Consider the following 11,948-nt stretch of genomic DNA (forward strand, 5'->3'; position numbering starts at 1 on the left):
CCCCGCGGGGAGTCCAGCGCCGATGCTAGCGGAAACGGCGCTGGATTCAATGTGCGAACTTCCTCGAAACCGCGCCTTGCGCAGGGGCAGGGCATCGCCTACGCTGCCGCGTCCTCACAGGGAGCTCCGCTGCATGTCTCTTCAACACAACCGCAAGCTCGTGCGCGATAGCGCGCTGTTCCAACACTGGGAGGGGCTGGCGGCCAGCGCCTTCGACCAGATCCCGCTGCCGCAGCTGAAGGCCGCGCAGGCCGCGCTGCAAGGGCACATCGTGCTGCCCGACAACCCCGACTACAACGCCGACCGCCAGCTCTTCAACCCGGTGTTCAACGCCTACCCGGTGGCGATCGTCTACTGCGCCGTCGAGAGCGACGTCGCGATCGCGCTGAAGCTCGCGCAGGACGTGATCCTGCCGTTCACCGTGCGCTCCGGCGGCCACTGCACGGCCGGCTTCTCGGCCGGCTACGGCGTGCTGATCGACGTCAGCGCGCTGAACGAGGTCACGATCGACGCCGCGGCGCAGACCGCCACTGTCGGCACCGGTTGCCCGTTCAGCAAGCTCGACCTCGCGCTCGACCAGGCCGGGCTGCACGTGCCGGGCGGCGAGTGCCAGGACGTCTGCATCGGCGGCTACCTGCAGGGCGGCGGCTACGGCTTCACGTCGGTCACCTTCGGGATGAACTGCGACAACGTGATCGACATGCGGGTGATGCTGGCCAACGGCCGCGTCGTCACCGCGAGTTCGGTCGCCAACACCGACCTGTGGTGGGCGATGCGCGGCGGCACCGGCGGCAACTTCGGCGTGCTGCTGTCGGTGCGCTATCAGTTGCGCCCGCTCGGCGACGTGTTCGGCTGGGCGCTGATCTGGCCGCTGCAGAGCGAGGGCGATTTCGAGAATGCGACCGGCGCGCTGATGGCACTGCAGTCGGGCTACATGCTGGCGGCGCTGCCGCAAGAACTGAACATCCAGGTGTCGCTGTGCTACCAGCCGGGCACGCAGGGCGGGTTGCCGCTGGAGCCGCAGCAGCCCTATCTGATGGTGCGCGGGCTGTATGTCGGATCGCAGGCCGACGGGCAGGCGGCGATCCAGCCGCTGTGCGACCTGCCGGGTGCGATCACGCAGTGGACCGCGATGGACAGCTACTACAACCTCAACAAGGCCTTGCTGGACCAGCCCTACGGCATGCCGTGCCTGGCGCCCGACAGCCCGATGCCGTGCGAGGACAAGGCCTCGCGCTACGTGACGCGCCCGCTCGCGCCCGCCGAGTGGCGCGGGCTGCTGGAGTACTTCGTCACCGCGCCGAACGAGCTGACCTACTTCTACATGGAGTTCTACGGCGGCGCGATCAACGCGGTGCCGCCGCAGGCCAACGCCTTCGTGCACCGCAGCTCGGCCTTCAATGCGGTGCTCGACGTGTTCTGGTTCGACGACGCGCACAAGCAGGCGTCGCAGGATTTCCTGCTCGGCTGGATGGACCTGATGGCGCCGATGTGGAACGGCGAGATCTACCAGAACTACCCGCGGCCGGACCAGCCTGCTTATGGCCCGGCCTACTGGGCCGATGCGCAGGCCGGGCTGTACGCGGTGAAGCTGAAGTACGACCCGACGCACGCCTTCCGCTTCGCGCAGGAGGTCGGCCCGCTGATGCCGCCGGGCGGCGGCATCGGGCCGGTGATCGAGCTGCCGGCGTGGCTGCAGCAGTGGCTGCAGCAGCCGATCGTGCTCGACGCGCGCTGGACGGCGTCGCAGTTGCAGCCGTACCAGTAAGCGTTGCCGGCAGCGGCCTCCGTCAGTCCGGCAGCGAACTGACGCTGGTGCCGATGATCTCGGCCGTCAGCACCGTGCTGAAGATGTTCTGGTCGCGGATCGTGAAGGTGCCGCTGGTCCACTGGCCTGAGAGCCAGGGCTCGGTGGGCAGCGCGCTGCCGGTGAACGAGGTGGCCGGCCCGAACAGCGACAGCCGGTAGATCACGTTGCTGCGCTTCACGCCGAACAGCGTCGCGTCGCCCGCGACCGGCAGCGGGTACGGGCTCGTGCCGTTGTCGAACACTTCCACGGTGACGCCGCCACCCTGCGTGAAATCGATCGGGCCGGAGGGCCACTGCATCGTGAGCCCGTAGGTGCTTGCGAAGGTCTCGTAGCCGAGGTAGCCCGGCAGCGTCGGGTCCGGCCATTGCGTGTAGGCGGCTGGGTTCGAATCGAACACGTAGGCCCCGGTGAAGGTGGCACCTACCGGCGGCCGCGTGCCGCTCGAGGTGAGCACGCGCGCGGTGAAGTTGACGGTGACGTGGTCGGCCATGGCGGCGAAGGGCCAGGCCAGCGCTGCGCTCAGCAGCAGGATCGATGGTTTCATGCTTGTTTCCTCCCTGGATGTGGAACGCGAAGGATAGCGATCGGGTGTCGACGCGAATCCGCAATGTTGGGATGGCCGATGCGGGCCAGTCTCGACAATAATCGCCGGCTGCTTGCAGACCAGGGGATGCGACATCGACGCGAATCTGTTGAACGAACTGCGGATCGACCACCGCGAACGTGAAGACGAGGGCAGCGGCGTGCCGCGCTGGGTCTGGGTGGTTCTGGCGACCGTGGTCGTGCTCGCCATGCTCGGCGGCGCCGCCTGGTGGTTCCTCGGCGGCCGGCCGCTCGCCGTCAAGACCGCGGCCGCCACCGCCCCGCGTGCCGGCGGCGGGGCCGGCGCGATCCTGCAGGCCACCGGCTACATCACCGCGCGCCGCCAGGCCACCGTCTCCACCCAGCTGACCGGCACGCTCACCGAAGTGCTGATCGAGGAGGGCGACCGTGTCGAGAAGGGCCAGGTGCTCGCGCGACTCGAAAACGGCGCGGTGCGCGCGACGCTGAACCTCGCGCGAGCCAACCTGGCCTCGACGCAGGCCCAGGTTGCACAAGCCCAGGCGCAGCTGACCCAGGCCGCGGCCGATGCGCGGCGCCAGGACGAACTCTCCGCCAGCGGCATGACGACGAAGCAGGGCGCCGAGCAGGCCCGCACCGCGCTGGCCAGCGCGACGGCGATGCTCGAGGCGCGCCGGCGCGAATCCGATGCGGCGCGCGCGCAGGTCGCGCAGGCGCAGGTCAACTTCGACTACACCACCGTGCGCGCGCCGTTCGCCGGCGTCATCACCGTGAAGGCGGCCCAGGTCGGCGAGATCGTCTCGCCGCTGTCGGCCGGCGGCGGCTTCACCCGCACCGGCGTCGGCACCATCGTCGACATGAGTTCGCTGGAGGTCGATGTCGACGTCAGCGAGGCCTACATCGGCCAGGTCAAGCCGGGCATGCCGGTCGAGGCCGTGCTCGACGCCTACCCCGACTGGCGCGTGCCGGCGCACGTGATCGCGATCGTGCCGTCGGCCGACCGCGGCAAGGCGACGGTCAAGGTGCGCGTCGGCTTCGAACAGAAAGACGCGCGCATGGTGCCCGACATGGGCGTGCGCGTGTCCTTCCTCAGCGCGAAGCCCGCGGCCGGCGCTGACGGTGCGCCACCGCCCGCGCCCAAGGGCGTGCTGGTGCCGCCGCAGGCGCTGGCGCAGCGTGACGGCGGCACGGTGGTGTTCGTCATCGCCGACGGCCGCGTGCAGCAGCGCAGCGTGAAGCCGGCGGCCGGCGACATCGGCGGCCAGAAGCTGCTGCCCGACGCTGTCAAGGCGGGCGAGCGCGTCGTCGTGTCGCCGCCGGATTCGCTGAAGGACGGTGCGGCCGTGCAGGCCGACGACGCCGAGTGATCGGCATTTCAACAAGACGGAACCCCCAGGAGAAACCATGGCCCAGCTGATCGAGATCCGCGACCTGTCCAAGGTATACGAGCGTGGCCGCCAGAAGGTCGAGGTGCTGCACCACATCGACCTCGAGGTCGCCCAGGGCGATTTCGTCGCGCTGATGGGCCCGTCGGGCTCGGGCAAGACCACGCTGCTGAACCTGATCGGCGGGCTCGACGTGCCCACCGGCGGCAGCATCAGCGTCGGCGGCCAGCGCATCGACCAGCTGAAGTCGGCGGCCCTGGCCAAGTGGCGCGCGTCGCGCGTCGGCTTCGTGTTCCAGTTCTACAACCTGATGCCGATGCTGTCGGCGCAGCGCAACGTCGAGTTGCCGCTGCTGCTGACCAAGCTGTCGTCCGCCGAGCGCAAGAAGCGCGCGGCCATCGCGCTGCAGCTGGTGGGGCTGGCCGACCGCGCGTCGCACAAGCCGACCGAGCTGTCGGGCGGCCAGCAGCAGCGGGTGTCGATCGCGCGCGCCATCGTCTCCGACCCGATGCTGCTGGTCTGCGACGAACCCACCGGCGACCTCGACCGCCAGTCGGCCGAAGACGTGCTGGGCCTGCTGCGCGTGCTGAACCGCGACCACGGCAAGACCATCGTGATGGTGACCCACGATCCGAAGGCCGCCGAGTACGCGCACCGCACCCACCACCTCGACAAGGGCAGCCTCGTCGGGCAGGCCGAGCTGGCAGCATGAAGTACCTCCACCTCGTCTGGGCCTCGCTGTTCCGGCGCAAGACGCGCACGGTGCTGACGCTGGTCTCCATCATCGCGGCCTTCCTGCTGTTCGGCCTGCTCGATGCCGTGCGCACCTCGTTCTCGCAGGCCGGGCAGAGCGCCAACGGCGCGGCGCGGCTGCAGACCGGCTCGAAGCTGTCGTTCATCCAGACGCTGCCGCTGTCGCTCACGCAGCAGATCGAGCGCGTCGACGGCGTGAAGGCGGTGGCCTATGCCAACTGGTTCGGCGGCGCGTACCAGGACCCGCACAACCAGGTGTTCAGCTTCGCGGTGGCGCCGAACTACCTCGACCTGTTCCCCGAGGTCGCGGTGACCGAGGCCGAGCGCAAGGCGTTCGCCAGCACCCGCACCGGCGCACTGGTGGGCGAGAAGCTCGCGCAGCGCTTCGGCTGGAAGGTGGGCGACCGGGTGCCGCTGCAGTCGAACATCTTCCCCGACCGCTCGGGCAGCAAGAACTGGCAGTTCGACATCGTGGGCATCCTGCATGCCACCGACAAGAAGACCGGCGGCTTCTTCGACCAGATGTTCCTGCTGAACTGGAAGTACTTCGACGAGACGACGCCGTACAACCAGGGCAACGCCGGCTGGTACGTGACGCGCGTGACCGACGTGAACCAGGCCGACCGCGTCGCGAAGGCGATCGATGCGCTGTCGGCCAACTCCGACCACGAGACGCGCACGCAGACCGAGCAGGCGGCCACCGCGTCGTGGATGAAGCAACTGGCCGACATCGGGCTGATCGTCGGCTCGATCATGGGCGCGGTGTTCTTCACGCTGCTGCTGCTGTCGGGCAACACGATGATGCAGGCGGTGCGCGAACGCACCAGCGAGATCGCGGTGCTGAAGACGATCGGCTTCTCCGGCCGCAGCGTGCTCGCGATGGTGCTGGCCGAATCGGTGCTGCTGCTGGTGCTGGGCGGGCTGATCGGGCTGGGCCTGGCGACCGTGATCATTCCGGTGGTCAGTGCCGGCAGCGGCGGCATGCTGAACCTGCCGTCGGTCGGTACCAGCAGCTGGGTGCTCGGCCTTGCGCTGATGGCCGGCATCGGCATCGTGGTGGGCGCCTTGCCGGCCTGGAACGCGATGCGCCTGAACATCGTCGATGCCCTCGCGGGCCGCTGAACGGGAGATGCGCGTGAACTGGTTGATCAATGTGGGCTTGTTCGTTCTGCTGGCGCTCGTGCTGGCGGCGTGGGTGATGCTGCCGTGGCCGGGCGCGCTGGCGCTGGCGGTGCTGCTGGCCGGCTGGCTGCTGCTGACGCGGCGCGGCCGGCAGACGCTGTCGGTGGCCAACGTCGGCATCAGCACGCTGACGCAGCGGCTGGGCGCCTCGGGCGTGATCGTGGTCGGCATCGCCGGCGTGGTCGGCGTGCTGGTCTCGCTGCTGTCGATGGCCGAGGGCTATGCCGAGACGCTGCGCCGCACGGGCAGCACCGACAGCGTGATCGTGATGCGCGGCGGCTCGGCGTCGGAGGTGTCGTCGGTGCTGACGCGCGACAGCATCGCGCTGATCCAGCAGGCCGACGGCATCGCGCGCAACGACAAGGGCGAGCCGCTGGCCTCCGAAGAGCTGGTGGTGGCGGCCAACCTGCCGGTGAAGGGCGGCGCGCCCGATGAAACCGGCAGCGTGCAGCTGCGCGGCGTCGGCGAGCGGGCCTGGGCGGTGCGCCCGCAGGCGAAGATCATCGCCGGCAAGGCTTTCGGGCCGGGCCTGCGCGAGCTGGTGGTGGGGCAGGGCGCGGCACGGCAGTTCGCCGGGCTGGTGCCGGGCGGCACGGTGCGCCTGGGCGCGCAGACCTGGACGGTGGCCGGCGTGTTCGCGACCGGCGACGCGCTCGAATCCGAGATCTGGGCCGACGGCAACGTGGTCGCCGACACCTACCGCCGCGCCGCCAGCCGCACCTCGGTGACGGCGCGGCTGGCCGATCCGCAGTCCTTCAAGACGCTGAAGGCCGCGCTCGAATCGAACCCGCAGCTGCAGGTCGACGTGACGACCACGCTCGACTACTTCAGCAAGCAATCCGAAGGCGTGACCAAGGTGCTGCGCATCATCGGCATCACGGTCGGCTCGATCATGGCGATCGGCGCGATGTTCGGTGCGCTGAACACGATGTTCGCCGCGGTGGCGGCGCGGGCACGCGAGATCGCGACGCTGCGCGCGATCGGCTTCTCGGGCCTGCCGGTGGTGGTGGCGGTGATGCTCGAGACGATGCTGCTGGCGCTGCTCGGCGGCGTGCTCGGCGGGCTGCTGGCGTGGGGGGTGTTCGACGGCTACGGCGCGTCGACGATGGCGGCCGGCTCGGTCGGCAAGCTGAGTTTTGCGCTGCGGGTGTCGCCCGACCTGCTGTGGACGGGGCTCAAATGGGCGCTCGCGATCGGCTTCATCGGCGGGCTGTTCCCGGCGGTGCGCGCGGCGCGGCTGCCGGTGACGACCGCGTTGCGCGAGCTCTGAGCGGGGTGCAGCCGAAGGCGGGGCGATGATCGATGCCGCAACCCAGGCCCTGGTGCTGCAGCGCTACCCGATGCTGCGCGAGTTGCCCACCGCGCAGCTGGCGGAGCTGCTGGCCGACGCCGCGCTGCTGCGCATGCCGGCCTGCAGCCTGATGTTCGACGAGAACCAGCCGTGCCGGGGCTTTCCGCTGCTGCTGTCGGGCAGCGTGCGCATCGTCAAGGCGGCGCCCAGCGGGCGCGCGTTGCACTTGTACCAGGTGCGGCCGGGTGACAGCTGCATCCTGACCAGCAGCTGCCTGCTCGGCCACGCGCCGTACCACGCGCGCGGCACGGCCGAATGCGACATCGAGCTCGTCGTGCTGCCGCCGGCGGCGTTCAAGCGCCTGATGGCGCAGCTGGAGTCGTTTCGCGAGCATGTGTTCAGCAACTTCTCGCAGCGGCTCACCGACCTGATGGCCCTGGTGTCGGCGGTCGCTTTCCAGAAGCTCGACCAGCGGCTGGCGGCTCTGCTGGTGGCGCGTGAATCGCCGCTGCGCACCACGCACCAGGCGCTGGCCGACGAGCTGGGCAGCGTGCGCGAGATCGTCAGCCGGCTGCTGAAGAACTTCTCGGATCAGGGCTGGCTGCGGCTCGGGCGAGAGCAGATCGAGGTGCTGGACGCGGCGGCGCTGGCGCGCTTCGTCTCGCTGTGAAGGTGGCCGCGCCGGCTGTGTGACCTGGGTCACAGAGGCCGCCGGCCGCTTGCGCCACACTGCGCCGATCGGCTTCGGCCTCGTCACCGCGTTCTCGCATGAGCATCGACTGGAACAGCTTCACCCCGTGGGCCTCGCTGGCCGGCGGCCTGGGCATCGGGCTGGCGACTGCCCTTTACCTGCTCGGCAACGGCCGCATCGCCGGCATTGCCGGCATCGTCGGGGCGCCGTGGCGGGCGCTGCTGGCGCGTGCGCCGCTGAAGGCGCATCGCGGCCCGCTGGCCTTCATCGGCGGCCTGCTCCTCGCGCCCTGGGCCTGGCGGATGTGGGCGCCGTGGCCGGCCGTCTCGGTCGATGTCGGGCCCGGCGCGTTGATCGCGGCCGGCCTGCTGGTGGGCATCGGCGTGCGCCTGGGCAACGGCTGCACCAGCGGGCATGGCGTGTGCGGGCTGAGCCGCCTGTCGCTGCGCTCGCTGGTGAACGTGCTGGCCTTCATGGGGGCCGGCTTCGCCACCGTGTTCGTGCTGCGGCACCTCTTCTGAAGGCGGCGCCGATGGGATCCTTCATCGCGTTGCTGAGCGGCCTGGTCTTCGGCCTCGGGCTGATCGCCGGCGGCATGACCGATCCGGCCAAGGTCAAGGGGTTTCTCGACCTGGCCGGTGCGTGGAACCCGAGCCTCGCGCTGGTGATGGCCGGCGCGATCGCGGTCGGGCTGCCGGCCTTCGCGATCGCGCGGCGCCGCCGCACGGCCTGGTCCGGCGCGGCGATGGACATCCCGGGCAGCACCCGCATCGATGCACGGCTGATCGGCGGCGGCGTGCTGTTCGGCGTCGGCTGGGGCATCGGCGGCTTCTGTCCGGGGCCGGCGCTGGTGGCGCTGGCCCGCGGCTGGTGGCCGGCGGCGGTGTTCGTCGCGGCGATGCTGGCCGGCATGGCGATCCACGACCGCTGGCTCGCCGCCCGCTGAGAGGAGCCGCCATGCTGGTCTTTCGCCAACTCTTCGACGCGCCGTCGTCCACCTACACCTACCTGCTCGGCGATGCGGAGGCGGGCGAGGCGGTGCTGATCGACCCGGTCTACGAGCATGTGCGCCGCGACTCCGCCCTGCTGCGCGAACTGGGCCTGCGGCTGATCGCGACGCTCGACACGCATGTGCATGCCGACCACGTCACCGGCGCGTGGCTGCTGAAGCAGCGCCTGGGCAGCCTCATCCTGCTGTCGCAGGCCGCCGGTGTGCATGAGGCCGACCGGTTGCTGGCGCATGGCGATCGAGTGGCCTTCGGTACGCGCTGCCTGCAGGTGCGCGCCACGCCTGGCCACACCGACGGCTGCCTCACCTATGTGATGGACGACGAACGCATGGCGTTCACCGGCGATGCGCTGCTGATCCGCGGCTGCGGCCGCACCGATTTCCAGCAGGGCAGCGCGGGGCAGCTGTACCGCTCGGTGCAGCTGCAGATCCTGTCGCTGTCGCCGGACTGCCTGCTGTACCCGGCGCATGACTACCGCGGGCTCACGGTGACCAGCGTGGCCGAGGAGCGCCGCTACAACCCGCGCCTGGGCGGTGACGCGAGCCTTGCAGACTTCGAGGGCTACATGACGAACCTGGGCCTGCCGCACCCGAAGCTGATGCAGATCGCGGTGCCGGCCAACCTGCGCTGCGGGCGGCCCGAGAGCGAGGCCGCGCTGCCGCAGGAGCCGACCTGGGCGCCGCTCAGCTTCAGCTTCGGCGGTGTGTGGGAGATCCAGCCGACGTCGCTGGCCGAGCGCTTGGCGGCCGGGGACGTGCAGGTGATCGACGTGCGCGAGCCGGCGGAGTTCAGCGATGGCTTCGGCCACATTCGCGGTGCGCGGCTCGTGCCCTTGCCCGAGCTGGTGGCGCGCAGCGGCGAGATCGCGCGCGATCGTCCGGTGGTGGCGGTGTGCCGCTCGGGCGCGCGCTCGGCGCAGGCGCTGGTGTTGCTGCAGAAAGCGGGTTTCAATGAGCTGGCCAACCTGGCTGGTGGCATGCTGCGCTGGCACGCCGAAGCCTTGCCGGTGGAGGGTGCAGCGCACTGGAGAAGCCCATGAACAGACCTGGTTCCGACACGGTGTTCGCCGGCTCGATTCCCGATCTCTACGACACCCAGCTGGTGCCGTTGATCTTTGCGCCGTATGCGGCCGACCTGGCGCACCGCGCGGCGCAGATCGGGCCGGCCAGCGTGCTGGAGACGGCAGCAGGCACCGGCGTCGTCACGCGCGCGCTGGCGACGGCCCTGCCCGAGGCGGTGGCGCTGGTGGCCACCGACCTGAACCCACCGATGCTGGCGCGCGCCGCCGCGGTCGGCACGTCGCGGCCGGTGCAGTGGCAGCAGGCCGATGCGCTGCAGCTGCCCTTCGAGGACGGGCGCTTCGAGCTCGTCGTCTGCCAGTTCGGCGCGATGTTCTTTCCGGACAAGGCACGTGCCTTCGCCGAGGCGCGGCGCGTGCTCAGGCGCGGCGGCACGCTGCTGTTCAACGTGTGGGACCGCATCGAGGAGAACGAGTTTGCCGACACGGTGACACAGGCGCTGGCCGTGCGCTGGCCGCAGGACCCGCCGCGCTTCATGGCGCGCACGCCGCACGGCTACTTCGAGCGCTCGGCGATCGAAGCCGACCTGCGGGCCGGGGGCTGGCGCGAGACGGTGCATGTCGAGACGCTGCCCGCGCGCAGCCGGGCCGCGTCGGCGCAGGCGGTGGCACGGGCCTACTGCGAGGGCACGCCGTTGCGCAACGAGATCGAGGCGCGGTCCGCCGGCGGCCTGGCCGATGCGACGACGGCTTGCGCCGAGGCGCTGGCCGCGCGCTTCGGGCGGGGTGCGGTCGACGGGCAGATCCAGGCGCACGTCGTCGCGGTGCGCAAGGACACGTAGCCGCGGTGGCGTGAGCGCGCCTCAGCGCAGCGAGGTCAGCCAGTCGCAACGCAGCCGCCGGGCCCGGTGCAGCCAGCGCCGCAGCGCCACATAGCGCCCGGGCACGAAGAACAGCAGCATGCACGCGCCGACCGCGACCGGCTGGCGCAGCAGCAGCGAGGCCGGCAGCCCCATCCAGCCCATCACCCAGAGCGTCAGCACGGCATCCCAGGTGTGGTACTCGACCGGCTGCAGCTCGCGGTGGCCGACATGCCACTGCTTCACGGCGTGCAATTGGTCGAGCGTCATGGTGGGGTCCCGCTGAATCAACGACTGTAGCCAGTCAGGCCGTCTTGTTCAACGCGAACGAGGCCAGCACCGTGTCGGTGACCGACGAGTTCTCGAACGCCCAGCCGGCCGCGAAATCGCCCGGCACGCCCCAGCCGTCGTACTGGTAGTAGACGATGTCCAGCCCGGCCGCCTCGGCCAGCGACATCGCGTCGGCCACCCAGCGCCCGCGGTCGGCCGGCGGCGCCGCGCGGGTGCAGCCGACCTCGCCCAGCATCATCCGCACCGAGTGCGTGGCGGCGTAGTCGAGTGCCGGCTGCATGTCGATGGCCAGCGCCGCCTTGTTCCACAGCTGCGGCGCGGTGGAGTCGTTGTCGCGGATGACGCCAGGGTAGCCCACCGTTCCTGCCGCCGGGAAGCCGCCTTCGCCCTGGTGCGTGAAGTAGTGCGGGCCGTAGTGGTGGAAGCTGTAGACCGTCTTCGCGTCGCCATTGGGCTGCAGGTCGGCGAAGTTCTTCTGGTCGCCCCACACCGGCTGCACGATCACCCAGCGGTCGGCATCCACGTGCCGGATCTGCGCCAGCGCGAGCTGGTGCAGCAGGTTCCACGCGTCCTTGGCCGCCGCGTGGTTGTTGTCGATCTCACCAGCGGTGCGCCCCTGCGGCTCGTTCAGCAGGTCGAACACGATGCCTTGCACGCCGAGGTACTGCTGTGCCAGCTCGCCCCAGGCCTCGACGAACTCGGCCTGTGCCGACGGGTCGGACCACAGCGCGCGGCCGTCATCGGGCCACACGCCGCGGCTCGGCCAGTTGATGTCGAGCGTGGCCGCCAGCACCACGTGCATGCRCTTCGACAGGCACCAGTCGATCAGCATGCCCCATTGCGCGACCGAGGCCTGCAGGCGCGCGGCCAGCGGCTGGCCGGGTAGCAGCGCGGCGCCGGTCTTGAAGTCGAACGGCTGGATGAACAGCCGCGCCACGTTGGCGCCCGCCGTCGGCAGCTCGGCCACGTTCTGCCAATGGCTGGCGGTGGGGTCGGTCCAGCCCTGGTCCGGGAAGATGCTGGTGCCGCGCAGGCGGGGCAGCGCGGCCGACAGCGGCGGCAGGCCGGGCGCCGGTGGCGCGGGTGGGGCCGGGGC

The 11,948-nt window shown here is 70.6% G+C and carries 13 protein-coding genes; 10 read left to right on the forward strand and 3 right to left on the reverse strand.

All coding sequences use genetic code 11. The features are described from left to right. Nucleotides 1–133 precede the first annotated feature (133 nt). Nucleotides 134–1,768, forward strand: coding sequence for an FAD-binding oxidoreductase (locus tag ACXJLU_RS25050; protein WP_457335665.1), 1,635 nt, complete (start codon nt 134–136; stop codon nt 1,766–1,768). Between the two features lie 22 nt (nt 1,769–1,790). Here ACXJLU_RS25050 and ACXJLU_RS25055 read toward each other — a convergent pair whose 3' ends face one another. Next, complete coding sequence (locus ACXJLU_RS25055) at nt 1,791–2,354, reverse strand: hypothetical protein (RefSeq protein ID WP_457335667.1); 564 nt, start codon at nt 2,352–2,354, stop codon at nt 1,791–1,793. A gap of 148 nt (nt 2,355–2,502) precedes the next feature. Here ACXJLU_RS25055 and ACXJLU_RS25060 point away from each other — a divergent pair, with 148 nt between their 5' ends. The 9 genes from ACXJLU_RS25060 (at nt 2,503) to ACXJLU_RS25100 (ending at nt 10,543) form a co-directional block, all read left to right on the forward strand. Beyond that, nucleotides 2,503–3,738, forward strand: a complete 1,236-nt coding sequence (locus ACXJLU_RS25060; RefSeq protein ID WP_457335669.1) for an efflux RND transporter periplasmic adaptor subunit — start codon at nt 2,503–2,505, stop codon at nt 3,736–3,738. Nucleotides 3,739–3,775: 37 nt separating this feature from the next. Next, the gene (locus ACXJLU_RS25065; RefSeq protein ID WP_073466746.1) at nt 3,776–4,468 is read left to right on the forward strand and encodes an ABC transporter ATP-binding protein; all 693 of its coding nucleotides are present in this window, start codon (nt 3,776–3,778) and stop codon (nt 4,466–4,468) included. Then, nucleotides 4,465–5,631: an ABC transporter permease gene (locus ACXJLU_RS25070; protein WP_073466745.1), complete on the forward strand. Its 1,167-nt coding sequence runs from the start codon at nt 4,465–4,467 to the stop codon at nt 5,629–5,631. The genes ACXJLU_RS25065 and ACXJLU_RS25070 overlap by 4 nt, the downstream gene beginning before the upstream one ends. Nucleotides 5,632–5,644: 13 nt before the next feature. Further along, nucleotides 5,645–6,961: an ABC transporter permease gene (locus ACXJLU_RS25075; protein WP_457335672.1), complete on the forward strand. Its 1,317-nt coding sequence runs from the start codon at nt 5,645–5,647 to the stop codon at nt 6,959–6,961. Nucleotides 6,962–6,986: 25 nt separating this feature from the next. Beyond that, nucleotides 6,987–7,652, forward strand: coding sequence for a Crp/Fnr family transcriptional regulator (locus tag ACXJLU_RS25080; protein WP_457335674.1), 666 nt, complete (start codon nt 6,987–6,989; stop codon nt 7,650–7,652). 98 nt (nt 7,653–7,750) lie between these two features. Beyond that, a complete protein-coding gene (locus ACXJLU_RS25085; RefSeq protein ID WP_457335676.1) occupies nt 7,751–8,194 on the forward strand; it encodes a YeeE/YedE family protein in 444 nt (147 codons plus the stop codon). A gap of 11 nt (nt 8,195–8,205) precedes the next feature. Then, complete coding sequence (locus ACXJLU_RS25090) at nt 8,206–8,619, forward strand: DUF6691 family protein (RefSeq protein WP_457335678.1); 414 nt, start codon at nt 8,206–8,208, stop codon at nt 8,617–8,619. 14 nt (nt 8,620–8,633) lie between these two features. Continuing rightward, complete coding sequence (locus ACXJLU_RS25095; protein ID WP_457335686.1) at nt 8,634–9,722, forward strand: rhodanese-like domain-containing protein; 1,089 nt, start codon at nt 8,634–8,636, stop codon at nt 9,720–9,722. Then, complete coding sequence (locus tag ACXJLU_RS25100; protein WP_457335680.1) at nt 9,719–10,543, forward strand: class I SAM-dependent methyltransferase; 825 nt, start codon at nt 9,719–9,721, stop codon at nt 10,541–10,543. Before ACXJLU_RS25095 ends, ACXJLU_RS25100 begins: the two co-directional genes overlap by 4 nt. Nucleotides 10,544–10,564: 21 nt before the next feature. On the opposite strand, the gene ACXJLU_RS25105 is transcribed toward ACXJLU_RS25100, so the two are convergent. Both ACXJLU_RS25105 and ACXJLU_RS25110 read right to left on the reverse strand, forming a co-directional pair. Continuing rightward, a complete protein-coding gene (locus tag ACXJLU_RS25105; RefSeq protein ID WP_457335682.1) occupies nt 10,565–10,831 on the reverse strand; it encodes a hypothetical protein in 267 nt (88 codons plus the stop codon). A gap of 34 nt (nt 10,832–10,865) precedes the next feature. After that, nucleotides 10,866–11,948, reverse strand: a 1,083-nt coding sequence (locus tag ACXJLU_RS25110) for a glycoside hydrolase family 5 protein (protein WP_457335684.1), incomplete at its 5' end; no start/stop codon positions are given.

This window comes from Rhizobacter sp. P5_C2, from assembly GCF_054049715.1.

What these genes read in the sequence shown, in the direction of transcription:
- ACXJLU_RS25050 (WP_457335665.1), top strand. Translation starts at nt 134, where the DNA reads ATGTCTCTTCAACACAACCGCAAGCTCGTGCGCGATAGCGCGCTGTTC.
- ACXJLU_RS25085 (WP_457335676.1), top strand. Translation starts at nt 7,751, where the DNA reads ATGAGCATCGACTGGAACAGCTTCACCCCGTGGGCCTCGCTGGCCGGC.
- ACXJLU_RS25065 (WP_073466746.1), top strand. Translation starts at nt 3,776, where the DNA reads ATGGCCCAGCTGATCGAGATCCGCGACCTGTCCAAGGTATACGAGCGT.
- ACXJLU_RS25100 (WP_457335680.1), top strand. Translation starts at nt 9,719, where the DNA reads ATGAACAGACCTGGTTCCGACACGGTGTTCGCCGGCTCGATTCCCGAT.
- ACXJLU_RS25080 (WP_457335674.1), top strand. Translation starts at nt 6,987, where the DNA reads ATGATCGATGCCGCAACCCAGGCCCTGGTGCTGCAGCGCTACCCGATG.
- ACXJLU_RS25105 (WP_457335682.1), bottom strand. Translation starts at nt 10,831, where the DNA reads ATGACGCTCGACCAATTGCACGCCGTGAAGCAGTGGCATGTCGGCCAC.
- ACXJLU_RS25070 (WP_073466745.1), top strand. Translation starts at nt 4,465, where the DNA reads ATGAAGTACCTCCACCTCGTCTGGGCCTCGCTGTTCCGGCGCAAGACG.
- ACXJLU_RS25055 (WP_457335667.1), bottom strand. Translation starts at nt 2,354, where the DNA reads ATGAAACCATCGATCCTGCTGCTGAGCGCAGCGCTGGCCTGGCCCTTC.
- ACXJLU_RS25090 (WP_457335678.1), top strand. Translation starts at nt 8,206, where the DNA reads ATGGGATCCTTCATCGCGTTGCTGAGCGGCCTGGTCTTCGGCCTCGGG.